Source organism: Alterinioella sp. B-7, assembly GCF_056857775.1.
Window position 1 is genome coordinate 111,718 of sequence record NZ_JBSXNT010000037.1, and the last position, 21,123, is coordinate 132,840.

26 protein-coding genes are annotated in these 21,123 nt (G+C 63.7%); 10 read left to right on the forward strand and 16 right to left on the reverse strand.

Annotated elements, in window-relative coordinates:
- The first annotated feature begins 2 nt into the window (after nt 1-2).
- Entirely contained in the window at nt 3-563 is a 561-nt protein-coding gene (locus AC13C7_RS14570) for a DUF6151 family protein (RefSeq protein WP_482867914.1), read from the forward strand.
- Here AC13C7_RS14570 and AC13C7_RS14575 read toward each other — a convergent pair.
- The 5 genes from AC13C7_RS14575 to AC13C7_RS14595 form a co-directional block, all read right to left on the reverse strand.
- On the reverse strand, nt 541-1,248 hold the full coding sequence (locus AC13C7_RS14575; protein ID WP_446119217.1) for an alpha/beta fold hydrolase: 708 nt from the start codon (nt 1,246-1,248) through the stop codon (nt 541-543). The two genes, AC13C7_RS14570 and AC13C7_RS14575, sit on opposite strands and share 23 nt — an antisense overlap.
- 75 nt (nt 1,249-1,323) lie before the next feature.
- Nucleotides 1,324-1,671: a hypothetical protein gene (locus AC13C7_RS14580; RefSeq protein ID WP_482867915.1), complete on the reverse strand. Its 348-nt coding sequence runs from the start codon at nt 1,669-1,671 to the stop codon at nt 1,324-1,326.
- Entirely contained in the window at nt 1,672-2,331 is a 660-nt protein-coding gene (locus AC13C7_RS14585; RefSeq protein ID WP_482867916.1) for a hypothetical protein, read from the reverse strand.
- A gap of 112 nt (nt 2,332-2,443) precedes the next feature.
- Nucleotides 2,444-3,427: an alpha/beta hydrolase gene (locus AC13C7_RS14590; RefSeq protein WP_482867917.1), complete on the reverse strand. Its 984-nt coding sequence runs from the start codon at nt 3,425-3,427 to the stop codon at nt 2,444-2,446.
- Nucleotides 3,420-4,166 carry an alpha/beta fold hydrolase gene (locus AC13C7_RS14595; protein WP_482867934.1) on the reverse strand — a complete coding sequence of 249 codons (747 nt, stop codon included), beginning with the start codon at nt 4,164-4,166 and terminating at the stop codon, nt 3,420-3,422. Before AC13C7_RS14595 ends, AC13C7_RS14590 begins: the two co-directional genes overlap by 8 nt.
- 261 nt (nt 4,167-4,427) lie before the next feature.
- Between AC13C7_RS14595 and thrS the strand changes: the two genes are divergently transcribed.
- Nucleotides 4,428-6,374, forward strand: a complete 1,947-nt coding sequence (gene thrS / locus AC13C7_RS14600) for a threonine--tRNA ligase (protein WP_482867918.1) — start codon at nt 4,428-4,430, stop codon at nt 6,372-6,374.
- 3 nt (nt 6,375-6,377) lie between these two features.
- Here the strand turns inward: thrS and AC13C7_RS14605 are convergent, their stop codons facing one another.
- Together AC13C7_RS14605 and AC13C7_RS14610 are read right to left on the reverse strand one after the other, a co-directional pair.
- The gene (locus tag AC13C7_RS14605; RefSeq protein WP_446119227.1) at nt 6,378-7,418 is read right to left on the reverse strand and encodes a glycosyltransferase family 2 protein; all 1,041 of its coding nucleotides are present in this window, start codon (nt 7,416-7,418) and stop codon (nt 6,378-6,380) included.
- Nucleotides 7,419-7,492: 74 nt separating this feature from the next.
- Nucleotides 7,493-7,861 carry a hypothetical protein gene (locus AC13C7_RS14610; RefSeq protein WP_172317338.1) on the reverse strand — a complete coding sequence of 123 codons (369 nt, stop codon included), beginning with the start codon at nt 7,859-7,861 and terminating at the stop codon, nt 7,493-7,495.
- Nucleotides 7,862-8,217: 356 nt separating this feature from the next.
- Here AC13C7_RS14610 and AC13C7_RS14615 point away from each other — a divergent pair, with 356 nt between their 5' ends.
- From AC13C7_RS14615 to AC13C7_RS14630, 4 genes are all read left to right on the forward strand, one after another.
- Entirely contained in the window at nt 8,218-8,580 is a 363-nt protein-coding gene (locus AC13C7_RS14615; RefSeq protein ID WP_482867919.1) for a BufA1 family periplasmic bufferin-type metallophore, read from the forward strand.
- Between the two features lie 77 nt (nt 8,581-8,657).
- Complete coding sequence (bufB, locus tag AC13C7_RS14620; RefSeq protein WP_235952580.1) at nt 8,658-9,515, forward strand: MNIO family bufferin maturase; 858 nt, start codon at nt 8,658-8,660, stop codon at nt 9,513-9,515.
- A gap of 4 nt (nt 9,516-9,519) precedes the next feature.
- Nucleotides 9,520-10,257, forward strand: coding sequence for an HvfC/BufC family peptide modification chaperone (locus AC13C7_RS14625; RefSeq protein WP_482867920.1), 738 nt, complete (start codon nt 9,520-9,522; stop codon nt 10,255-10,257).
- Between the two features lie 2 nt (nt 10,258-10,259).
- On the forward strand, nt 10,260-10,829 hold the full coding sequence (locus AC13C7_RS14630; RefSeq protein ID WP_482867921.1) for a DoxX family protein: 570 nt from the start codon (nt 10,260-10,262) through the stop codon (nt 10,827-10,829).
- Here AC13C7_RS14630 and AC13C7_RS14635 read toward each other — a convergent pair.
- The 4 genes from AC13C7_RS14635 to AC13C7_RS14650 form a co-directional block, all read right to left on the reverse strand.
- Nucleotides 10,811-11,137, reverse strand: coding sequence for an arsenate reductase family protein (locus AC13C7_RS14635; RefSeq protein WP_172317332.1), 327 nt, complete (start codon nt 11,135-11,137; stop codon nt 10,811-10,813). The genes AC13C7_RS14630 and AC13C7_RS14635 overlap by 19 nt on opposite strands.
- A gap of 171 nt (nt 11,138-11,308) precedes the next feature.
- Nucleotides 11,309-11,776, reverse strand: a complete 468-nt coding sequence (locus AC13C7_RS14640) for a hypothetical protein (protein ID WP_172317330.1) — start codon at nt 11,774-11,776, stop codon at nt 11,309-11,311.
- A 129-nt stretch (nt 11,777-11,905) separates the two neighbouring features.
- Nucleotides 11,906-12,388, reverse strand: a complete 483-nt coding sequence (locus AC13C7_RS14645; RefSeq protein ID WP_482867922.1) for a dihydrofolate reductase — start codon at nt 12,386-12,388, stop codon at nt 11,906-11,908.
- Nucleotides 12,388-13,191 carry a thymidylate synthase gene (locus AC13C7_RS14650; protein ID WP_482867923.1) on the reverse strand — a complete coding sequence of 268 codons (804 nt, stop codon included), beginning with the start codon at nt 13,189-13,191 and terminating at the stop codon, nt 12,388-12,390. The genes AC13C7_RS14645 and AC13C7_RS14650 overlap by 1 nt, the downstream gene beginning before the upstream one ends.
- A gap of 220 nt (nt 13,192-13,411) precedes the next feature.
- On the opposite strand from AC13C7_RS14650, the gene AC13C7_RS14655 reads away from it, so the two are divergent.
- Both AC13C7_RS14655 and AC13C7_RS14660 read left to right on the forward strand, forming a co-directional pair.
- Nucleotides 13,412-13,840 carry a VOC family protein gene (locus AC13C7_RS14655; protein ID WP_172317324.1) on the forward strand — a complete coding sequence of 143 codons (429 nt, stop codon included), beginning with the start codon at nt 13,412-13,414 and terminating at the stop codon, nt 13,838-13,840.
- Nucleotides 13,837-14,532, forward strand: a complete 696-nt coding sequence (locus AC13C7_RS14660) for a DUF1194 domain-containing protein (RefSeq protein WP_482867924.1) — start codon at nt 13,837-13,839, stop codon at nt 14,530-14,532. The genes AC13C7_RS14655 and AC13C7_RS14660 overlap by 4 nt, the downstream gene beginning before the upstream one ends.
- Nucleotides 14,533-14,670: 138 nt before the next feature.
- On the opposite strand, the gene fsa is transcribed toward AC13C7_RS14660, so the two are convergent.
- The 5 genes from fsa to AC13C7_RS14685 all read right to left on the reverse strand — a co-directional run bounded on the left by fsa (nt 14,671) and on the right by AC13C7_RS14685 (nt 19,103).
- Nucleotides 14,671-15,324, reverse strand: coding sequence for a fructose-6-phosphate aldolase (gene fsa, locus AC13C7_RS14665; RefSeq protein ID WP_482867925.1), 654 nt, complete (start codon nt 15,322-15,324; stop codon nt 14,671-14,673).
- Nucleotides 15,325-15,454: 130 nt separating this feature from the next.
- The gene (locus tag AC13C7_RS14670) at nt 15,455-16,135 is read right to left on the reverse strand and encodes a nucleoside triphosphate hydrolase (protein WP_482867926.1); all 681 of its coding nucleotides are present in this window, start codon (nt 16,133-16,135) and stop codon (nt 15,455-15,457) included.
- Nucleotides 16,132-16,917: an ATP-binding cassette domain-containing protein gene (locus tag AC13C7_RS14675; protein ID WP_482867927.1), complete on the reverse strand. Its 786-nt coding sequence runs from the start codon at nt 16,915-16,917 to the stop codon at nt 16,132-16,134. Before AC13C7_RS14675 ends, AC13C7_RS14670 begins: the two co-directional genes overlap by 4 nt.
- On the reverse strand, nt 16,917-17,975 hold the full coding sequence (locus tag AC13C7_RS14680; RefSeq protein ID WP_482867928.1) for an ABC transporter permease: 1,059 nt from the start codon (nt 17,973-17,975) through the stop codon (nt 16,917-16,919). The genes AC13C7_RS14675 and AC13C7_RS14680 overlap by 1 nt, the downstream gene beginning before the upstream one ends.
- A 96-nt stretch (nt 17,976-18,071) precedes the next feature.
- Nucleotides 18,072-19,103, reverse strand: coding sequence for a substrate-binding domain-containing protein (locus AC13C7_RS14685; protein ID WP_482867929.1), 1,032 nt, complete (start codon nt 19,101-19,103; stop codon nt 18,072-18,074).
- A gap of 135 nt (nt 19,104-19,238) precedes the next feature.
- Here AC13C7_RS14685 and AC13C7_RS14690 point away from each other — a divergent pair, with 135 nt between their 5' ends.
- Together AC13C7_RS14690 and AC13C7_RS14695 are read left to right on the forward strand one after the other, a co-directional pair.
- Complete coding sequence (locus tag AC13C7_RS14690) at nt 19,239-20,438, forward strand: ROK family transcriptional regulator (protein ID WP_482867930.1); 1,200 nt, start codon at nt 19,239-19,241, stop codon at nt 20,436-20,438.
- A 275-nt stretch (nt 20,439-20,713) separates the two neighbouring features.
- Complete coding sequence (locus AC13C7_RS14695) at nt 20,714-21,019, forward strand: VOC family protein (RefSeq protein WP_482867935.1); 306 nt, start codon at nt 20,714-20,716, stop codon at nt 21,017-21,019.
- The last annotated feature ends 104 nt before the right edge of the window (nt 21,020-21,123 follow it).

Genomic DNA, 21,123 nt, shown 5'->3' on the forward strand with positions numbered 1-21,123 from the left:
CCATGGCGCGCAGCGGCGCGGATATCGGGTTCTCCTGCCGCTGCGGCGCGTTGACGGGCACGCTGAAATCCGTCGATCCCGATGAAGGCACCCATGCGCTGTGCCATTGTGCAAGCTGCCGCCGCGCGCTGGACCTCTACGGCATCCCCGGCACGCGCGCAGAGGGGGTCGGCATCTTCCAGACCACCCCCGACAGGATCGCGATCGCGCAAGGGGCCGAGCACCTGGGCGTCATGAAACTGTCGCCCAAGGGCCTCTACCGCTGGTATGCCAAATGCTGCGGCACGCCGATGTTCAACACCGCGCGGGGCCCGACACCCTCCTTTGTCGGCGTGCAGACCTCCTGCCTGTCCGAGACCGCACCGCTCGGACCTGTCCTGGCCGAAGGGTTCATGGACACCAAGCCAAGGCATATCGGGCTGGCGCGCATGATCTGGCGCTTCTACCGGCGTGCCCTGGCCGCGCGCCTAACCGGGCGCTGGCAGCAGACACCGTTTTTCGACGCGGACGGCGCGCCGGTGGCCGAGCCTGAACTGGCCCCTAGGCCCGAAGCCACGCCCTGAACGCCTCAAGGCTCGCGCCCGGGGCCTCTTGCGTCAGCAAATGCCCTGCATCTTCAAGGATCTCCAGCCGCGCGCCGGGGATCAACTGGGCCATGAATTCATGCCGTCGCGGCGGGCACATCCGGTCATGCGCGCCGCCCATCACCAGCGTCGGCACCTGCACCCGGCGCAGCGTGCCCTGCTGATCGGGGCGGCGTTGCAACGCGCGCATCTGGTCGCCGAACTGCTCGGCCCCGGCCTCCAGCCCCATGCGCACAAACCCGTCCTGAATGCCGGCGCGCCCCGGACCTGGGGCGAGGGTCTGTGCGGGCAGGAACTCGCGCAGCACCTCCTCCAGCCGTCCGCCCCTGGCCCGCGCGATCAGCACCTCGCGGCCTGCCGCCATGTCGGGCGTGTCGGTCAGCGGGTCGGTCGCCATCAGCGCCAGACGGGTGACGCGGGCCGGCGCCTTGCGGATGACCTCCATCGCCACGATGCCGCCAAGCGAAAGCCCCGCCAGCGCGAAGCGTTCCGGCGCCGCCTCCAGCACCGCCTCGGCCATGGCGCGCACGCTGTCATGCCCGGCCAGGCAGCCAACCTGCACCGCGCGGTCGCGCGACAGCGCCTCGATCTGGGGCGCGAACAGACGCGCATCGCACATCATGCCCGGCAGAAAAACCAATGGGTCCAATTTGATAGGCCTCACAGCTCACAGGTTGCCGGACGGGTGTGCGCCAGCCGCGGGGGTGGGGTCAATGCGAAACGCGCCGCGCGGGCCGGTTTACCGCGCGACGGTCACGAATTGCGCCCCGTCCCACCGCTGCCGCGCGATGCAGGCCGGTTGCAGGCCAAGCTCGGTGCAGGTGGCCGGATCCACGCCAAGCAAGATGTCGCTGCCGTTCTCACTGGCGACCCGCGCGCTGAGCGCAAGCACCTCATATGGTCCGTTGCCCGCCCCGATCGCGGAGGAGACGAAAACCGAGGTCAGGCAGTTGGACGCCCCGCAATTGCCGCCGCCGCGCAGATTGGCAAGATCGCCTTGCTGGCACGAGACGCCCGACCAATGCACCATCACATCCTCGACCCCGTCACCGTCGAAATCGCTGCGCCCGATGGCATCGGCGCGCACCTACGCCGCGCCGGAACAGATGCCAGTGACATAGTCCAGCATCGCCTGTTCCATGTTGGTGGCCCCCGAAGATGGCCTGTCGCGCAGGGTCTGCATGGTGATCGCGGCGTGCGACGGCAAGGGCGCGCCCGAGGCGATCCAGTGGCTGTCGCAGAAATTGATCGCGCCTGCCACCGAACTGGACAACCCCGCAGCGGGCAGGTCGCCGACCAGCGCGCCCTCGGCCCAAAGCTGCGCCTCGCCGCCCGCCAGAAGCGCCGTGACCAGCGGGTCGCCGACCGAGATCTGCGTGGACCATTCGCCCACCATCTCGTTCCAGCGCACATCCGGCAGCTGATAGCCGGTATTGCCGATGACGAAGATCACGTCGTTGCGCGGGGCGTTATTGGCCCAGTTTGCCTCGCCCGGCACACCGATGGTCTGGTTCATCGAGATCTGGATGATGTAAGGATCATACGGCCCCCCGCCCTCGCCATAGGACCAGTCCGCGCCGGGATAGTGATCGGCGCAGTTGAAGCTGATCGGCCCACCCTCGATGCCTGCGCCCGCGAAGAACCAGCCCTCGGTGAAATCGGTCCGCACGGTCCAGCCCTGCGCGGAAGCCGCACCCGCCAGCACCAGCGATGCCAGCGCGACCAGCCCTGCCTTGAAAACGCCCATGACGAAACTCTCCGCTTGGAAAATGCCTGAGGCCAGAGTTGCAGAGCCGGGGCCGATGCCGCAACAGATATGTTGCGCGACGGCGAGTTTGGGCGTCTCTTGTCCCGCTCGGTCAGTCCTGCAATCCCCGCGCCCAGGTCACGATCTCATCCGTCACCCGTTCGGTCATGGCGGGGCTGAGGATGTCGCCCGCGATGACATGGGCGAGGGGGTCCGCGCCGTCCTCGGGCAGGTCCAGGGGGACCAGCGTGACCGGCCCGCGCCATCCTTGGGCGAAATCGCGCGTGGCGGAGGCCGAAACGACCCGGTCGGCATCGGAGAACAGGAACAGCGCAGGCAGATCGACGCCGGAATAGTCGCGGGCATTTGCCTCGGCCATCAGCGTGCCAAGCGTGACCCCGGCAGATGAGGGATAGCGCGTGGTCCAATAGGTGGCATGGTCCTCGTTCTGCGGCTCGAAACTGCGCTCCGCCCCGACAAGCCACGGCACCCAGTGGCGGGCGAGCGGAAATTCCAGCAAGGCCGCCGCCGGGTTCACCAGGGCGAAATTGGGCGAGACCATCGCAAGACCCAGGACATCCCGGGCCATGTCGGGTTCGGTGGCCGCGATGACCGAGAGGGTGCCGCCGGTCGAGGTCGAGAGGATCAGGACGCGATCGCCGACGGCCCGCGCGACGGCCAGCGCCTCGGCGGTGTCGTCGATCCAGTCGCCCGCCCGTGCCCGCGCCAGCGCCGCCCCGTCGCGGCCATGCCCGCGCAGGCGGGCGAAGACGAGGTTGGCGTCGAGGGCGGTGGCAAGATTGTCGGGGACGGGCCGGATTTCCTCGGAGGTCGCCGAAAACCCGTGCAGGTAGAGGATGGAGAGCGGCGTCGTGGCCCCGGCCTGCCCGGCCCAGACGATCCGCGCCTGCGTTCCGGGCGTGATGCCGGAAATGGCGGCCTCGCGGGTGGCAAGGTATCCCGCCGGATCGCTCAGGTCGCCCGCGAAGGGGGCGCCACGGATGGCTGCTTCGCGGGGGGCGAGGAACCAGAAGGCCGCGCCCGCGGCGATGAGCAGGAGGGCCAGGCGGCCCAGGGTCTTGCCGAGCCTACGCATGGGCCAGAACATCCTCGACGGCGGCCACGATGCGCGACAGGCAAGCATCGTCTGAGAAGCGGTGATCGGCCCCCTTGACCAGTTCCAGCACGATATCCGGCCCCTCCAGATGCGCCAGCAGCCGCAGCGCCACCGACATCTCGACATCCGCATCCGCCGTGCCCTGCAAGAGGCGCACCGGCGCGTCGATGCGCAAGGGGGATCGCAGGACAAGCTGGTTGCGCCCATCCTCGATCATGCGGCGGGTGATGATGTAGGGATCGCCATAATCCGAGGGCAAGGCGACCTGCCCCTCCTCCATCATGCGGGCCTTATCGGCTTCGGAGAAGCCGGCCCACATGCTGTCCTCGGTAAAGTCGGGGGCGGCGGCGATGCCGACGAACCCCGCGACCCGGCCAGGGCATGCGCGCGCGACCAGGCAGGCGATCCAGCCGCCCATGGAAGAACCGACCAGCACCTGAGGCCCTTCCGTCAGGGCCGTGATCGCCGCACGCGCATCCTCGGCCCAATCGCCGATGCAACCCTCGGTGAACGCCCCCGAGCTCTGCCCATGGCCGGAATAGTCGAAGCGCAGGAAGGCGCGGCCCTCGCGCCTGGCCCAGGCCTCCAGGTGCAGCGCCTTGGTCCCCTCCATGTCGGATTTCAGCCCGCCGAGGAAGACCACGCCCGGCCCCGCGCCGTCGGTCTTGTGATAGGCAAGGGTGCGGTTCTGATCGGTCTTGAGCGTGTCCGGCTGCATCTGGTCCTCCTGCTGGTCCCTGGCCGAGGTTGTGGCCGGAGAAGCGGGCTCACGCAAGGCCAACGCCGGGGCAGCAAGGGGTCGAATTGCGTGGCAATCCGACCGGGGGCGGAGACTGACGTCTCTGCGGGAGTATTTGAACCAAGAAGATGGGCAGGGCCGGCGCGGGGTTGACGGCGATTTGATCTGCGGCCATTTAGGCCCCTCATACACCCGCAACCGGGCGTTTCGTAGGCGCCAAACCGATGAGGAGCATGGCCGATGGCCCAGATTTCCCTGACTTTCCCCGATGGCAATTCGCGTGAGTTTCCCGCAGGCGTCACGCCCGCAGAGGTGGCCGAGGGGATTTCCACCTCCTTGCGCAAGAAGGCCATCTCGGCGCGTGTGAACGGCGCGCATTGGGACCTGCAATGGCCCATCGGGACGGATGCGCAGATCGCCATTCACACGCTGGCCGATGACGCGCCCGCGCTGGAGCTGATCCGCCATGACTGCGCCCATATCATGGCCCGCGCGGTGCAGGAGATCTGGCCGGATGTGAAGGTCACCATCGGCCCGGTGATCGAGAACGGTTTCTATTACGATTTCGACCGGGAGGAGCCGTTCACCCCCGAAGACCTCGGACGTATCGAGAAGAAGATGCGCGAGATCATCAATGCCCGCGACGCCGTGCGCACCGAGGTCTGGGACCGCGACCGCGCGATCAGGCATTATGAGGACAGCGGCGAGCCTTACAAGGTCGAGCTGATCGAGGCCATTCCGGGCGATGAGCCGCTGCGCATGTATTGGCACGGGGACTGGCAGGATCTCTGCCGGGGCCCGCATTTCCAGCATACCGGCCAGGTGCCCGCCGATGCCTTCAAGCTGATGAACGTCGCGGGCGCCTATTGGCGCGGCGACAGCGACCGCGCCATGCTGCAACGCATCTACGGCGTGGCGTTCAAGACCAAGGCGGACCTCAAGGCGCATCTGACCATGCTGGAGGAGGCCGCCAAGCGCGACCACCGCAAACTGGGCCGCGAGATGAACCTCTTCCACATGCAGGAGGAGGCCCCGGGGCAGATCTTCTGGCATCCCGATGGCTGGACCATCTACACCGAGTTGCAGAATTACATGCGCCGCAAGCAGCGCGCGGGCGGTTATGTCGAGGTCAACACGCCGCAGGTCGTCGACCGCAAGCTCTGGGAAGCCTCGGGCCACTGGGACAAGTATCAGGAGCACATGTTCATCGTCGAAGTGGACGAGGAACACGCCCGCGAAAAATCCATCAACGCGCTCAAGCCGATGAACTGCCCCTGTCATGTGCAGGTCTATAATCAGGGGCTGAAGAGCTATCGCGAACTGCCCTTGCGCATGGCCGAATTTGGCTCGTGCAACCGCTATGAGCCCTCCGGCGCGCTGCATGGCATCATGCGGGTGCGCGGCTTTACGCAAGATGACGCGCATATCTTCTGCACCGAAGAGCAGATCGAGGCCGAATGTGCCCGCTTCATCGAGTTTCTGTCCTCGGTCTATCGCGACCTGGGATTCGAGGACTTCGAGATCATGTTCGCCACCCGCCCCGAGAAACGGGTCGGGTCGGAGGAATCCTGGGATCACGTTGAAAACGCGCTGGAAAACGCGATCAAGAAGACCGGGCACGACTACACGCTCGACCCCGGCGAGGGGGCGTTCTACGGCCCCAAGCTGGATTTCAAGCTGACCGACGCCATCGGCCGGGTCTGGCAATGCGGCACCTTCCAGGTCGATCCCAACCTGCCCGAGCGTCTCGGCGCGGTCTATATCGGCGAGGATGGGGCCAAGCACCGGCCCTACATGCTGCACCGCGCCTGTCTGGGCAGCTTCGAGCGGTTCATCGGCATCCTGATCGAGAACTGGGCCGGGAAACTGCCCTTCTGGCTGGCGCCTCGGCAGGTCGTCGTGGCCTCGATCGTGTCGGAGGCGGATGCGTATGTGGCCGAGGTGGTCGCCGCGCTGACCAAGGCGGGCGTGCGGGCCGAGGCCGACACCCGCAACGAGAAGATCAACTACAAGGTGCGCGAGCATTCCGTCGGCAAGGTTCCGGTGATCCTGGCCATCGGCCGCAAGGAGGTCGAGGACCGCACCGTTACCCTGCGCCGGTTGGGCGAGAAGCAGACGCAGGTGCTGTCGCTGGAAAGCGCCGTCGCCGATCTGGCAGGCGAGGCCGTGGCCCCGGACCTGCGCTGACCCCTACCCGGCCAGTTGCAGCTCCGGTTGCGGCACGGCGGGTTTGCTCTGGCGGTGCAGGCGGCGGATGGTCTTCAGGAGGTCCGCATAATCGGGATCCTTGCGCAGCTTGCGCGCCCGTTTGCGGTGCCAGGCCAGCGACTTGTCGTGCAGGGCGCGCAATTCCGTATCGCGCAGCAATTCCTCGACGCCCGCGCGCAATTGCGTGGCGCGATCGGCCAGGCAGCGGTCCTCCACGTCATTGCGGTCATGCTTGGTCCAGTAGCGCCGCGCATCCTTCCAGCGCAGGTCCGAGGTCTCGGCCCCCGCGATGGGATTGGCGCTGCCCCGGTCGCGCTTGATCAGGAACCCCTGCATCGAGCGCACCGAGTAATGGTTGATATGGGCCAGCGCATGGCCTGACTGCTCAGGCGGCAGTCCCTTCACGGCCTTGGCGTCCCGGCCCGCGTCGATCAGCGCCCCGTCGCCATTGACCCAGGCCACATCGGGCCGGTTCCTCGCATCATAGATGGGCGCGTTATTGGCGAAGGTCCGGCAGGGCGAAGCGCCGCGCATGAAGCTCTTGATTGCGGCAAAGCCCTCATCCCTGGGGTTGCAGCGGGTGAAGGCTTCGGTCTGGAGCGCGTTGTTCTCGGCGATATGCAGGAACCCGTTGCAGCCGTAATTGAGCAGCGAGAGCGAGACCGCATCGGCCTCGGGCACGGCATTGAACAGGTCTTCCAGCCGTCCCTTGCCGGTATTGACCGAGATGAATTCATCCGCATCCAGGTTGATCACCCAGTCCGACCGCCGCAGGCGGGGCATCTTGTTGATATACTTGATCAACTGGATGTGGTGGCGCGGGTTTTTCAGAAGCGTGGAGGGGTTCGGCATGTGCCGGATCAGCCCCAATTCGTCCAGACGTTCCAGGATCAGATCGGTGCCGTCGCTGCAATCGTTTGAAAACACGAGAAAATCATTGACCCCGAGGCGCAGGTTATGGGCCAGCCACTCGACAATATAGGGGCCCTCGTTTCGCATCGGGGTAATCGCGGTGATCCGCATCGCTGCCTCGTTATTCGGTTATTTTTCACCGAATTAGCCATGGTTTTGTGGCACCAATGTGGCAGGCGGACCGATCAGAAATGGCTGACTTCCTCATCCGGACGCCCCGCCGCGAGGGCCAGGATCCCGGCCAGCCCGGTCAGTGCCAGCGGGAACATCGTGAAGACGCCGAAGCCGAAGGCGTAATACATCCCCGCAGTCGAGATCAGCAGCAAGATCCCGGCCCAAAGCGCCCGCGCCCGTGCCATCGCCCCGCCTGCCAGCGCCAGCACCGGAGAGACGATGCTGACCGCACGGATCAGGTCGGGGTTCTCGACCTGGCGCGCGACATCCGGCACCTCGCCGAAATAGTCGATGAAGGCGACATAGCCATAGCCGAAAAATCCCACGATCATTCCAAGAATACCGCCGATGATACCCAGGGTGAGGGCCGCGTTGCGCATGGGGGGTCTCCTGCCAATACCGGTGTCACCTTGGGTCCAGATAGGCGGGCGGCGCGCCCATTCCAAGGCGAACCGGGGCGAGAGGGCTGAAACATTTTCCCGCAAGACGCGAAGTGCCGTTACGGAAGGCGCCGGGCGCAAGACGCCCGAAATCAGCATAACAATCTGTTCTTGAACGCAAAATAGAGGCGCTCCCAACGCCATCCCGCCTCACTCGTCGCTGACGTCTGGTCACGCCCACGTGCTTGACAGGGGTGTGATTGGCCAGTGATCGCATTGGCCCGCTACGTCTATTCCCGTCAGGTCCGATGACCGGGCCGGGACACCAGAACAACAATCTTACGGGAGCTTTCCACATGTCGACTCAACTCAAATCCCTCGCCATTCTCGGCGCCGTCGCAACCGCCATCGGGTCCATCGGGGCCACCGGCGCATCGGCGCAGGAAATGGAGAAATGCTATGGCGTGTCGCTCGCCGGTGAAAACGGCTGCGCCGCCGGTCCCGGCACGACCTGCGCGGGCACCTCGACGATCGACTACCAGGGCAACGCCTGGATGCTGGTTCCCGCCGGCACCTGCGCCGAGATCGAGCTGCCGGGCGACCGGATGGGCGAATCCGAAGCCTCGCTTGAGGCGGACGGTTATCTGGGCTTGGCGCGCGACCTGCCCGAGGGCCTGTCCGACGAGGTCCTGGCGCAATATCGCGACACGATGATGTAAGGCGACCACCGGGGGCGCGCGGCCCTGATCCGCGCCCCCCACCCCTTCCCGAGACGTCCCCGACCCACTGCCCGAGGATGACCGCAATCATGTATGACACCGGCCCCAGAACCCTGCCCCATGCCGCCGGCATCGGCTACAAGGCACCGCATTTCGCCGATCTGCGCGCCGATCCCGGACCGGTCAAGTGGCTGGAAATCCACGCGGAAAACTACATGGGCGATGGTGGCAGGCCGCTGGCGCAACTGCGCGCCCTCTCGGAACACTTCCCCATTTCCGTCCATGGCGTCGGCCTTTCCATCGGCGGCGAGACCGCGTTGGACGCCGACCATATCGCCCGGCTCAAGCATCTCTGCGACTGGCTGAACCCCGCCAGTTTCTCGGAACATCTGGCCTGGTCCACGCATGGCGGGGCCTATTTCAACGACCTGTTGCCCCTGCCCTATACCGACGAAACGCTGGCCCGTGTCGTCACCCATATCGACCAGGTGCAAGACGCGCTTGGCCGCCGATTGCTCCTGGAAAACCCCTCCACCTACCTCGCCTTCGAGGAGACCACGATGCAGGAGGTCGATTTCCTGGCCGAGATCGCGCGCCGTTCGGGCTGTGGCCTGCTGCTCGACGTCAACAATGTCTTCGTCTCCGCCGTGAACCAGCAGACCGACCCGGTCTCCTATATCGACGCCTTCCCGCTGGACGCGGTCGGCGAGATCCATCTGGGCGGCCATGACGAGGATGAGGATGAGCATGGCGCGCCCTTGCTGATCGACGCGCATGGCTCCGAGGTGGTCGATCCGGTCTGGAGCCTCTACGCCCACACCATCGCGCGCGGGGGGCCGAAGCCGACGCTCATCGAATGGGACAACAACGTGCCCGATTTTGCCACCCTTCGCGCCGAGGCCGCCCGCGCCGACGCGCATCTTGTCCCGGCCTGAACCGATGGACGCGCATGAGTTCACAACCGCCCTGTTGACCCCCGACGCCGCGCCGCCCGAGGGCCTGACCGATCCGGCGGGCCGTCCGGCGGGCAGGCGTTTCGACGTCTATCGCAACAACGTCACCGCCTCGCTGGCCGACGCGCTTGAGACCGGGTTTCCGGTGCTGGTCAAGCTTTTGGGTCAGGCCACCTTCCGCCAGCTTGCCCTGATCCACCTGCGCGCCCATCCGCCCACCAGCCGCGCCCTGTCGCAATATGGCGCGGAAATGCCAGGCTTTCTCGACGGTTTCGCGCCGCTCGCCGCCTATCCTTATCTCGCCGATATTGCCCGGCTGGAGCTTGGCATCCGCCGCTCCTACCACGCCGCCGACGCCGCGCCGCTGACACCCGAGGGCCGCGACCCCGAGGCGCTGATGGCCCTTAGCCCGCGCCTTGCCCCCGCCACGGTGCTGCTCTCCTCCGCCCACCCGGTGCTGTCGATCTGGCGCTACAACACCCAACCCGGCGCGCCCAAGCCGCAAGCCGGGGCCGAGGCGGTCATGATCACCCGGCCCCAGTTCGACCCCGCCCCGCACCTGCTGCCGCAAGGCGGGCTGGAGCTGGCCCGGGCGCTCGATGGCACCACAACGCTCGGCACCGCGCTGGAGGCGACGCTTGCCGCCGCCCCCCGCGCCGACATTGCCGCGCTCCTGACCCTCTTCCTCGGCTCTGCCGCGCTGACCCTCTCCGAAAGGCCCTGACCATGACCGCCCTCATCTCGCTCTATGATCGCCTCTTCGGCACGCTTGAGGCCCGCATCGCCCCCATCCTCATGCCGACGCTGGCGCGGCTGATCTTTGCCGGCACACTGCTGCTCTATTACTGGAATTCCGGCCTTACCAAGCTTGGCGAGGGGATCACCGGCATCTTCCAGCCCAGTTTCAACGCCTATGCCCAGATCCTGCCCCGCATGTCCGAGGCCGTGAGCTATGACGCCAGCCAGTTGGGCGGGTTCTGGCGGATCGTGGTGCTGTTTGCCACCTGGGGCGAGTTCATCCTGCCGCTGCTGGTGGTGATCGGGTTGCTGACGCGCCTCGGCGCGCTCGGCATGATCGGCTTTGTCGTGGCGCAATCCTGGGTCGATATCTTCGGCCATGGAGTAAGCGCAGAGGATCGCGGCAGCTGGTTCGACGGTGCCTCGGACGGGCTGATCCTCGACCAGCGCGCCTTCTGGGTCTTCCTGCTGCTCTACCTCGTGGTCCGGGGGGGCGGGCCGCTCTCGGTCGACGCGCTTCTGCGGTCGCGGTTGCAGCCTCAGACCAGCTTCGCCTGAACCGGCCTGCCCCACCCCAGATGCAGCGCGCCGGTATCGTCCCGGATCACCGGGCGCTTCATCAGCGCCGGGTGGTCCTCCATCAGATCGAGCGGATCGCGGCCCCGCTCCGCCTCGGACAGCCCGCGCCAGGTGGTTGACCGCGTGTTCAGCAACGCCGCGCCGAACGCCGCGTGAAACGCCGCAAGCGTCTCGCGCTCCAGAGGTTCGGCCCGAATATCCTGAAACCGCACCGTATGCCCCGCGCTTTCAAGCGCCTTCATCGCCTTGCGGCAGGTATCGCAGTTTTTCAGCCCGTAGAGGTGCATGTTGGTCTCCTCGCGTTGCCCCCCATCTGACCCGCTGAAGGCCGGGGTTTCAACCCGCCATCGCCGCCAAGACCAACCGAGACGCGAAATCCCCCGCCTCTTGCGAATCGGGGGATCCCGGGCCTTGCGTTCGGGGCCACAGGCCGTGCCCGGCCTGCCGACCCATCGGGCTCAGTTCATCGTGAAACCGCCCGAGATATTGTTGGTATAGGCACCGTCCGCACCGGTCCCGGCATCGAAACCGCCGCCGCCCGTGCGCGTCATCCACGAGCCGGTCCCGCCAACGACGCTCCAGCTTCCCAGGGTGCGCCCCTCGGCGCTCATTCCCTCGGCGTCCCACCTGACCACGGCCTGATCGCCCGAGGCATCGGTGTAATGACAATAGCCGCCGCCCGATACGACACCCGCATTGATCAGGATCGTCCCGGTGCAGGGGCCGGTCGCATTCAGCAACGGGTTGTCCATGTCGTCGGACACGATGTCGGTATACATCGTCCGTGCGTTGATCAGGATGAGGCTCTCGCTGATCGGGACAACCTCGCTCTCGGACACACCGTGCCCGACGGAAGTGGTCTGCGCCTGCGCGGATACCGTCATCACCAAGAGACCGGCCGCGGCCAGTGTCATCAAGTCATTCATCAAACTTCCCCTTGAAAATATGCCGGGGCAAAATGCACCCGGCGAAGGGTCAGCCTAGCATGGAACCGGCGTTCGGCCTAATCGGCCTCTTGGTCCGCTACCGTGCGTGAGGTCACGCGCAGGGCGGGGTCACCCCGCCGCCCGCACCAACTCCCGCATCACCGCGCCCGGCCCGCCGCTCTCCAACTTCAGCCGACCCAGCTCCCGCCAATCCGCTTCCTCGAAGGCCGGGAAATGCGCGTCCGCGCCCGTCACCGTGATGTCCACCTCTGTCACCAACAAGCGATCCGCCAGCGGCAGCAGCGCGGCATAGATCCTCTCGCCGCCCATCCCGTAGATGCGCGCATGGCCGCCCGCGCGGGCCATCTCCACCGCCGCCTCGACCGTTCCGCAGACATGCTCGGTCAGTGAGGTATCGCGCGACACCACGATATTCATCCGCCGCGGAAGCGGTTTCACCGGCAGGCTCTCCCATGTCCGTCGGCCCATGATCACCGCCCCGCCAAGCGTCTCGCGCTGAAAGAATTTCAGGTCGGCGGGGATGGACCAGGGGATGTCCCCGTCCCGCCCGATGGCCCCGTCCCGGCCCCGCGCGACAATGAGGCTCAGCATCAGACCGCCACCGGCGCGCGGATCGCCGGGTCCGGTTCGTAGCCGTCAAAGGCGAAATCCTCGTAGCGAAAGTCGAAGATCGAGCCTACATCCCGGCAAATCCGCAATCTCGGCAAGGGCTTCGGGCGGCGCGCCAGTTGCGTCGCCACCTGCTCCATATGGTTGGAATAGATATGCGCGTCGCCGATGGAATGGATGAAATCGCCCGCCTCATAGCCCGTCACATGCGCCAGCATCGCCAGTAGCAGCGCGTAGGAGGCGATGTTGAACGGCACGCCCAGGAACATGTCGGCGCTCCGCTGGTAAAGCTGCAAGTGCATCTTGCCGCCGATGATGCGCACCTGCCACATGGTGTGACAGGGCGGCAGCGCCATCTTGTCGACCTCGCCGGGGTTCCAGGCCGAGACGATCAAACGGCGGCTGTCGGGCGTGGCGCGAATGGCCTCGATCAGCCCTGCGATCTGGTCGACCTCGCCGATGACCCCGTTTTCAACCTTTGGAAAATGCCGCCACTGGTGGCCATAGACCGGCCCCAGATCGCCATTCTCATCGGCCCATTCATCCCAGATCGAAACGCCGTTCTCCTTCAGATAGACGATATTGGTATCGCCCGAGAGGAACCACAGAAGCTCGTGGATGATGGACCGCAGGTGCAGTTTCTTCGTCGTCACCAGCGGAAAGCCGTCGGCCAGCGGATAGCGGCATTGCAGCCCGAAATACGAGGTGGTGCCGGTCCCCGTTCGATCCGTGCCGGTCTCGCCCTTTTCAAGCACCGTTCTCAGTGCATCGTGATACTGTCGCATCGTCTGCTGTCCCCTTCGCCCCCGGCCTTGCCCGCGTCGGGGGAATCGCCTGCCTCAACATATTGCATCAGCCGACCCGTGGGCCGCAAGATCAAGGGGGACAGGCCATGCTCCGCCGCCGCCGCCCCGCACGCGAAGTTTATCCTCCGACCGGGGTGCCAAGCGGTTCCCGACGCGCTACCATTCCCTCAAATCGTATCGTTCAGAAAGGGCGCGTTTCATGTCTATCAAGTATCTTCACACCATGGTCCGGGTTCTGGATCTCGAAGCGTCGATGGCGTTCTACCAGCTTCTGGGACTGAAGGAGACCAAGCGGACAGAGAACGAGAAGGGCCGCTTTACCCTGGTCTTCATGGCCCCGCCGAACCAGCCCGAATGCCCCGTCGAACTGACCTGGAACTGGGATGGCGATGACGCCCTGCCCGATGACAGCCGCCATTTCGGCCACCTCGCCTACCGCGTCGATAACATCTACGAGATGTGCCAGACCCTGATGGAGGCGGGCGTCACCATCAACCGCCCGCCCCGCGACGGCCACATGGCCTTTGTGCGCAGCCCCGACAATATCTCGATCGAGCTCTTGCAGGCCGGCGACGCGCTGGACCCGTGCGAGCCCTGGGCCAGCATGGAAAACACCGGCCATTGGTGATCCGGGCGCTCATATGCCTTGTCCTGCTGGCGGCCCCCGTGCAGGCGCAGGAGCAGCCGTGCCGGCTGGCGCTCCTGCTTGGCCTCGATGTCTCGGCCTCGGTCGATGAGGCCGAACACCAGCTTCAGCGCGACGGGCTGATCGCGGCGCTGCTTGCCCCCGAGGTGCAGGAGCCGCTCTTCGCCGGTCCCGGCCCCGTCGCGCTTGGCATCTACGAATGGTCGGGCCGGTTCCAGCAGCAGGTGATCTCGCCCTGGCGGCTGATCCGGACCGAGGCCGAACTGGCCCTCGTGATCGACGAGTTGCAGACCACGCCACGCTCGACCGGCGAGTTTCCGACCGCGATCGGCTATGCGCTGGCCTATGCCTCCGAGATGTTCGAGACCGCGCCGCCCTGCCTGTTTCAGACCCTCGATATCGCGGGCGACGGGCAGAATAATGACGGCTTCACCCCCGACCTCGCCTATCTCCATTTCGAACTGGACGCGGTGACGGTGAATGGCCTCGCCATCGGCGGCGCCAGCCGCGAGATCCGCGAATATTACGAGGCCGAGATCATCCAGGGGCCGGGCGCCTTCGTCGAATACGCGCTGAACCACCAGCAATTCGAGGATGCGATGCGCCGCAAGCTGGAACGCGAATTGCGCGTGATGATCCTGGGCGGCCTGCCCGCCGCGCCCCTGCCGGGGTGACGGCGCGCCTGTCATGTCGCCCCGTCAATCCTGAAGCGACATGGTCCATTGCGGTCTCTCCACAGCAGTCGAATGTGCAAGACGCGGCGAAGGTCCGGTATGAGCCCAAAGCGGCCATTTGTTCAGCAAACCGCCGGGTCATAAGATCGACTGACCGGTCGTGCGCCAATCCGATAGAAACTGGTTGATCCCGTTGTCCGTGAGGGGGTGCTCAACAAGCTTCTTGATGACAGCGGGTGGGATCGTCGCAATGTGTGCGCCGGCCAGGGCGGCTTGTGTCACGTGGTTTGCAGTCCGGATGGAGGCGGCGATGATCTCGGTCTCGAGGCCATAGTTGCCGTAGATGGCTCGGATGTCTTCGATCAGATCCACGCCGTCGAGGTTGATGTCGTCCAGTCGACCGATGAAGGGCGAAATGTAGGTTGCTCCGGATTTGGCTGCCAAAAGTGCTTGATTGGCCGAAAAACACAGCGTCACGTTCGTTTTGATGCCAACGCGCTTGAAATGCGCGCAGGCCCTGAGGCCGTCCCACGTGAGCGGAAGCTTCACCACGACGTTGCTTGCGATTGCCGCGAGATGTTCGCCCTCGGCCATCATACCTTCGGTATCGAGGGCGGCGACTTCGGCCGAGACCGGGGTGGAGGTAAGGCTGCAAATTTCGGCAATGACCTCCTTGAAATCACGGCCCGTCTTGGCGACGAGGCTGGGGTTGGTTGTTACGCCATCCAAAAGACCCGTCGCCAAAAGGCTCTGGATGTCGCTCACTTCGGCGGTGTCCACAAAGAATTTCATGTCGTCCTCACTTCGATGTTTCTTAATGTTTGGTTGGGAGATACCGGGTGACCGAACCCACGCACCAACCCGTGCTTGCTTGCTCAGTGGAAGCTGAAAGGCCCCGTTTGAGGAGAGGCCCTAGACTTTTTCAGTAGGCGTATCGAACGCCGAACTCGGTGTAGTTCTGGTTCAGCATGAGGTCGGCTTCCCGACTATGACCAATTACCAGCTCCGCATTCGGCAGGTCGTTGCCTTCGACGCGGTGGATTGCGGAATCGGGGTCCAATCCATGTTTAATCCACCTTTGCTTCAACCGATCCCGCAACTCGTCCAAGGTCGGAGATACGAACACAGTGGCGGCGAAAACCTCTTTGAGGGAGGACCACGGCGCTGCTTCCAACAAGAGGTAGTTTCCCTCGACGACCACGATCGGCGTCTCCGGATGAATTGCGATGGCGTTGGCGATTGCCAGGTCCATTTGCCGGTCGAACTTGGGGTGGAATGCTTCTCGCTTCGCATCAGAAAGAGCTTTTACAGCTTCACAGAACCCGAACGCATTGAATGTTTCCGGAGCCCCCTTTCGCGCAAGAAGTCCGCGAGACTCCAACACGCGATTGTCCAAATGATAGCCATCCATTGGGAGTAATACTGCGCGCGGAATGGCGGTCCGGCACTCCCTGTTCAGTGCTTGAACCACCGATTCAGCTAATGTCGATTTGCCGGAAGCAGGTGGCCCGGCAATGCCGACGATCGTCCTCGCTCCGGCCTGAGTGTTCTCCCCCACAAGATCGCAGACCAGTCCGACATCGCGTTCAAGGGTCGGGCTCATGCCGCTGTACCGATCTCGTCAGGGGACATTGCGCCCGTCATCAGGGCCACAGCGTCCGACATCGAGACATCAGACGGGTCCACGATGCACAAGCGCTTCCCGAGGCGATGAATATGGATGCGATCCGCGACCTCGAACACATGGGGCATGTTGTGACTGATCAGGATGATCGGGATCCCGCGCGCTTTCACGTCCTGGATCAGCTCCAGCACCTTCCGGCTTTCCTTCACACCAAGGGCGGCGGTCGGTTCGTCCATGATGATGAACTCGGTCGCGAAGGCGGCTGCGCGCGCCACGGCGACGCCCTGGCGCTGGCCGCCCGACAGTGTTTCGACCGTCTGGTTGATGTTCTGGATCGTCATCAGGCCCAACTCGCTCAGTTTTTCCCGAGCGAATTTTTCCATCGCCGGTTTGTCGAGCATGCGGAACCAGTCACCCATGAAGCCTTTGCGCCGGATTTCGCGGCCCATGAACATGTTGTCGGCAATCGACATGGCCGGAGACATGGCCAGTTGCTGGTAGACAATCTCGATGCCCATGTTGCGGGCCTCGATCGGCGAGTTGAACTTCACCGGCTGGCCCTTGATGAGGATCTCCCCTTCATCGGGTATGACCGCTCCGCAGATCGCCTTTACGATCGAGGATTTTCCGGCGCCGTTGTCACCGATCACCGCGAGGATTTCCCCCGGCAGAAGTTCGAAGGGCGAATGATCGATCGCGGTGACATGACCATAGCGTTTGACAATGCCGCGACCTTCCACGACTGGAGCAACGTTTTCCATCAGACCGACACCTTTCTGATCCACTGGTCAACCGCAACCGCGGCGATGATGAGCACGCCAATCAAGAGCGTGGTCCACTGAGCGTCTGCCCCCATCAGGCGCAGGCCAAGGGTGAAGACGCCGACGATGAGGGCCCCAAAGAGCGCACCCATAATCGACCCGCGTCCACCGAAGAGCGAGATGCCCCCAATCACCACGGCGGTGATGCTTTCGATATTGGCGAGCTGACCGGACGTGGGAGAGACGGAGCCGATCCGCCCGATAAGTGCCCATCCGGCAAAGGCGCAGATCAAGCCTGAGAGCATGTAGACTGAGATAAGCGTGCGTTTGACGTTCACACCGGACAGTTCTGCCGCTTCGGGATCGTCCCCAATGGCGTAAACATGTCGCCCCCAGGCTGTGTTTTTCAAACAATAGGCCAAGATCAGAAACAACAGGAGCATGAAGACCACGCCGTAGGTGAACACGGCGCCGCCGATCTCAAACCTAGTCCCGAAGAATTTCAGGATCGCCGCATTGGCCTCGATATCCTGCGACCGGATTGTCTCATTGCGGGAATAGAGGAAGTTTGCGGCCAGCACGATCTGCCACATGCCAAGTGTTACGATGAACGGCGGCAGCTTGACACGCGCGACCAACCAGCCGCTGAACGCGCCCATCGCCGTGCCTGCCATCAGGCCCAGCATGATCGCGAAGGCGGGCGGGATGCCGTAGCGGAACGTGAGCTGCCCCATGATGACGGATGAAAAGACCATGATCGCGCCGACGCTCAGATCGATCCCGGCGGTTAGGATTACCAGGCTTTGCGCGGCGGCGACGATGCCCACGATTTGAACCTGTTGCAGGATCAGCGTCATCGCAAAGGGCGAAAAGAACCGAGATCCAAGCAAGAGCCCGAAGATGACGATGGCTGCGACTAGCACAATCAACGGAACAAGGGCTGGCGTTACGTGAAGAGCGTGTTGGAAGCGGTGCAGGAGCCCATTGCGGTTGTCACTGAACTCAGCGACGGACTCGTTGGCGTTCACGGCGGCTTCGTAGTAGTCTGGTTGAGACATGGCTTATCCCTCCTCCGGCAAAGCCTTCCCTGGGCCTGCCCCCGACGGATCGGGGGCAGGATGCTTTGAAGCGAACTGCTGTTTGGATGGGCCCAATCAGCCCCAGCAGAGGGAGAGACCCTCGTCCACCGAGATCGACGGAACGCCGTCCACCGGGTTGTCGGTGATCAGCCGTACGCCGGTGTTGAAGAAGTCGAGACCTTCACTGTTCTCCGGCACGATGCCGTCAGTTGCGTAGGCCACGATCGCTTCCATGCCGAGACGCGCCATGTCGAGCGGATACTGCTGAGACGTCGCGCCGATCACACCATCGCGCACGTCCTGGACACCGGGGCAGCCACCGTCGACCGAGACGATGAGAACTCCATCCTCCAGTCCGAAGGAGCGAAGCGCTTCATAAGCACCCGCAGCGGCCGGTTCGTTGATCGTGTAGACCACGTTGATGCCCGGATCGATGGCGAGCAGACGCTCCATTGCGTCACGGCCACCCTCTTCGGAGCCCATCGAGATGTCCTGACCGGCAATGCGCTCGTCGGTTTCATCACCCCAGCGGGAGGGGTCGCCCACATCGATGCCGAAGCCGGTCATGAAGCCCTGGTTGCGCAGAACGCCCACGGTCGGCTGGCTTTCGATGATGTTGAGGAACGCAACGCGTGCGTTGGCCGCCTCGTCGCCCAATTGACCTGCGGCCCAGGCCCCGATGAGGCGTCCGGCCTCGAAGTTGTCGGTCGCGAAGGTCGAATCCGCCGCGTCCGCGGGGTCAAGCGGCGTGTCGAGCGCAATGATCAGGAGCCCGGCTTCGCGCGCCTGATCAAGTGCGGGCGCAATCGCCGCCGTGTCCGACGCCGTGATCAGGATACCGGACGCGCCGCTCGCGATGCAGGTTTCGATCGCGGCTATCTGCGTTTCGTTGTCACCATCGAACTGCCCTGCGAAGGAGCTCAGGCCAATCCCAAGCTCTTCGGCCGCAGCCTCGGCCCCCTCGCGCATCTTCACGAAGAAGGGGTTGGTGTCGGTTTTGGTAATGAGGCAGGCGGACACGTCGCCATGTGCGTCAGCGAGAGCCGCGCCACTCCCTGCCAGTGCGAGTACGCCCCCGAGAAGGGCGATTTTGGTCGTATGAAGCATTATAGTTCCTCCCAAGAGGCCCGTTGGTGGGCTCCGTGCTGACAATTGGTGCCCAGACTCACCCTCCGAGTCAATAACTAATTTCCAAAGAGTTATTAATTGACCGCGCAACCCCGACGCGTCTAGGCTCGCGCCATGAAAACGAATCCTGACAGCGTGGATACGGTGGTGGCGGAGAAAACCCTTGGTCGCGGGACCAACCAAGGTGGAATGCGCGAGGCCAATGAGCGCGTTGTTCTAACGGTTCTTCGCCGCAACCCATCCATAATCAAGGCAGAGATTGCCCGGACCACTGGACTGTCGGCGCAGACTGTCGCGCGCCTTGTCGGCGCTCTTGAGGACGAGGGACTCGTTCTAAGGGGAAAACCAAACCGGGGCAGGGTCGGCCAACCGTCGATCCCGCTGTCTCTCAACCCCGATGGCGCCGTCTTTCTTGGGATGAAAGTGGGCCGACGATCCGTCGAAATGATAGCCATCGATTTTCTTGGCAAGGTTCTGGATCACGAAAAGCATCTCTACGGGTATCCAATTTTTGACGAGGTTCTCGACTTTGCGCTCAAGGCCACGAAGGACATTCGTGGAAGGCTCCCAAACACAATGCTAAACCGTGTGTCGGGCCTTGGCGTAGCGATGCCATTTCACCTTTGGAGTTGGGCGCAACACATCGGTGTTGAAGCGTCAATGATGGCGGATTGGGAGAAGCGGGACCTTGAAGAAGAGATTGCAGACGCTGTGGATCTCCCGGTGTTCCTGCAGAACGATGCCACTGCAGCCTGTAGTGCCGAAATGGTATTCGGCGACGCGCCACTGTCGGCAAATTCACTCTACTTCTACATCGCCTTTTTCATCGGCGGTGGATTGATCCTCAACCATTCGCTGTTCGTTGGCGCGACCGGAAATGCTGCCGGCCTCGGGCCCTTAACGGTGGCAGATCAAGACGGCCGGGCCCGCCCGTTAATCGAACTTGCATCGTTATCCGTCCTAGAATCGCGATTGGCGGCCGCCCAATGCGATACTCAGAAAATGTGGACGGATCCCGATGCATGGGACTTCCCGTCGGATTTGATTGAGACATGGTGCAGCGAGTGTTCTCAGGCAATCGCCAGCGCGGTCCGGAGCGCCCAATCGCTCTTGGACTTGGGCTCGATCATAATCGACGGCTGGTTGCCGCGTGACGTCCTTCAGCGAATTTCCCGAGGCGTTCTTGACGAGTTCAAAAACCTGGAACGCGAAGGCATTGTGACGCCGAATATCATGCCTGGCACGATAGGTAAGGATGCTCGAACAATCGGTGCAGCCAGCCTGCCCCTCTGTCACCGTTACCTCATGATTTAACGCGGCTGACAATGGCGCGACGTCCGCTTAGTCCCGCAACTCGGCCGCTCGCCATTTTTTTGTCGAACGTCCGGTGCTGGTGTAAAGCGGTCAATCAGAGCCAAAACTTTGAATTTCCGGTCGTGAATTGCGGCTTAACGCAACACAGCAGACGCTTAACTAAATTCGTCGGAGGTCTGCACCGAGCCCAAACTGACCAGCCCCCAAAAGTGTGCTATCATAATAACTCTGAGGTCTAAGCGCGACCGTTTTCAAGGAAAGACATCATGCCGAAAATGCGACTTCATCACGTGTCCTATCCGGTCAGGGACGTTGAGACGTCGGCTTCGTTTTACGAGAGTCTCTTCGACTTGAAGCGCCTTTCACGTCCACCCTTCCCAATACCAGGGGTGTGGTTAAGCTGTGACGATCGCCAAATCCATCTCGTCCAAAATGAAGCAGGGACCTATCGCACCTCGCCATCGCCAGACATCGCCGACGTTCACTTCGCATTCTGCACTGATGACTTCGAAGGAGTGGTTGATCGCTTGGAGGCAGCTGGTTTTAGGGACTCTCTGAAGAACCTCCCCATTTCGGCGTGATCTGGTAGGATTCTGGCGGATGACAGAGGAGCCCGCCGATGCCTAAGCAGCCAGCCATTCCCGGCCTTCGTGACGCAATGAAGAAGAAGGTGACGCGGCGGGAG

Coding starts and splice junctions, on each gene's coding strand:
- AC13C7_RS14570 (WP_482867914.1), top strand. CDS start 3: ATGGCGCGCAGCGGCGCGGATATCGGGTTCTCCTGCCGCTGCGGCGCG.
- AC13C7_RS14585 (WP_482867916.1), bottom strand. CDS start 2,331: ATGGGCGTTTTCAAGGCAGGGCTGGTCGCGCTGGCATCGCTGGTGCTG.
- AC13C7_RS14590 (WP_482867917.1), bottom strand. CDS start 3,427: ATGCGTAGGCTCGGCAAGACCCTGGGCCGCCTGGCCCTCCTGCTCATC.
- AC13C7_RS14595 (WP_482867934.1), bottom strand. CDS start 4,166: ATGCAGCCGGACACGCTCAAGACCGATCAGAACCGCACCCTTGCCTAT.
- thrS (WP_482867918.1), top strand. CDS start 4,428: ATGGCCCAGATTTCCCTGACTTTCCCCGATGGCAATTCGCGTGAGTTT.
- AC13C7_RS14605 (WP_446119227.1), bottom strand. CDS start 7,418: ATGCGGATCACCGCGATTACCCCGATGCGAAACGAGGGCCCCTATATT.
- AC13C7_RS14610 (WP_172317338.1), bottom strand. CDS start 7,861: ATGCGCAACGCGGCCCTCACCCTGGGTATCATCGGCGGTATTCTTGGA.
- AC13C7_RS14615 (WP_482867919.1), top strand. CDS start 8,218: ATGTCGACTCAACTCAAATCCCTCGCCATTCTCGGCGCCGTCGCAACC.
- bufB (WP_235952580.1), top strand. CDS start 8,658: ATGACCGCAATCATGTATGACACCGGCCCCAGAACCCTGCCCCATGCC.
- AC13C7_RS14625 (WP_482867920.1), top strand. CDS start 9,520: ATGGACGCGCATGAGTTCACAACCGCCCTGTTGACCCCCGACGCCGCG.
- AC13C7_RS14630 (WP_482867921.1), top strand. CDS start 10,260: ATGACCGCCCTCATCTCGCTCTATGATCGCCTCTTCGGCACGCTTGAG.
- AC13C7_RS14635 (WP_172317332.1), bottom strand. CDS start 11,137: ATGCACCTCTACGGGCTGAAAAACTGCGATACCTGCCGCAAGGCGATG.
- AC13C7_RS14640 (WP_172317330.1), bottom strand. CDS start 11,776: ATGAATGACTTGATGACACTGGCCGCGGCCGGTCTCTTGGTGATGACG.
- AC13C7_RS14645 (WP_482867922.1), bottom strand. CDS start 12,388: ATGCTGAGCCTCATTGTCGCGCGGGGCCGGGACGGGGCCATCGGGCGG.
- AC13C7_RS14650 (WP_482867923.1), bottom strand. CDS start 13,191: ATGCGACAGTATCACGATGCACTGAGAACGGTGCTTGAAAAGGGCGAG.
- AC13C7_RS14655 (WP_172317324.1), top strand. CDS start 13,412: ATGTCTATCAAGTATCTTCACACCATGGTCCGGGTTCTGGATCTCGAA.
- fsa (WP_482867925.1), bottom strand. CDS start 15,324: ATGAAATTCTTTGTGGACACCGCCGAAGTGAGCGACATCCAGAGCCTT.
- AC13C7_RS14670 (WP_482867926.1), bottom strand. CDS start 16,135: ATGAGCCCGACCCTTGAACGCGATGTCGGACTGGTCTGCGATCTTGTG.
- AC13C7_RS14675 (WP_482867927.1), bottom strand. CDS start 16,917: ATGGAAAACGTTGCTCCAGTCGTGGAAGGTCGCGGCATTGTCAAACGC.
- AC13C7_RS14680 (WP_482867928.1), bottom strand. CDS start 17,975: ATGTCTCAACCAGACTACTACGAAGCCGCCGTGAACGCCAACGAGTCC.
- AC13C7_RS14685 (WP_482867929.1), bottom strand. CDS start 19,103: ATGCTTCATACGACCAAAATCGCCCTTCTCGGGGGCGTACTCGCACTG.
- AC13C7_RS14690 (WP_482867930.1), top strand. CDS start 19,239: ATGAAAACGAATCCTGACAGCGTGGATACGGTGGTGGCGGAGAAAACC.
- AC13C7_RS14695 (WP_482867935.1), top strand. CDS start 20,714: ATGCGACTTCATCACGTGTCCTATCCGGTCAGGGACGTTGAGACGTCG.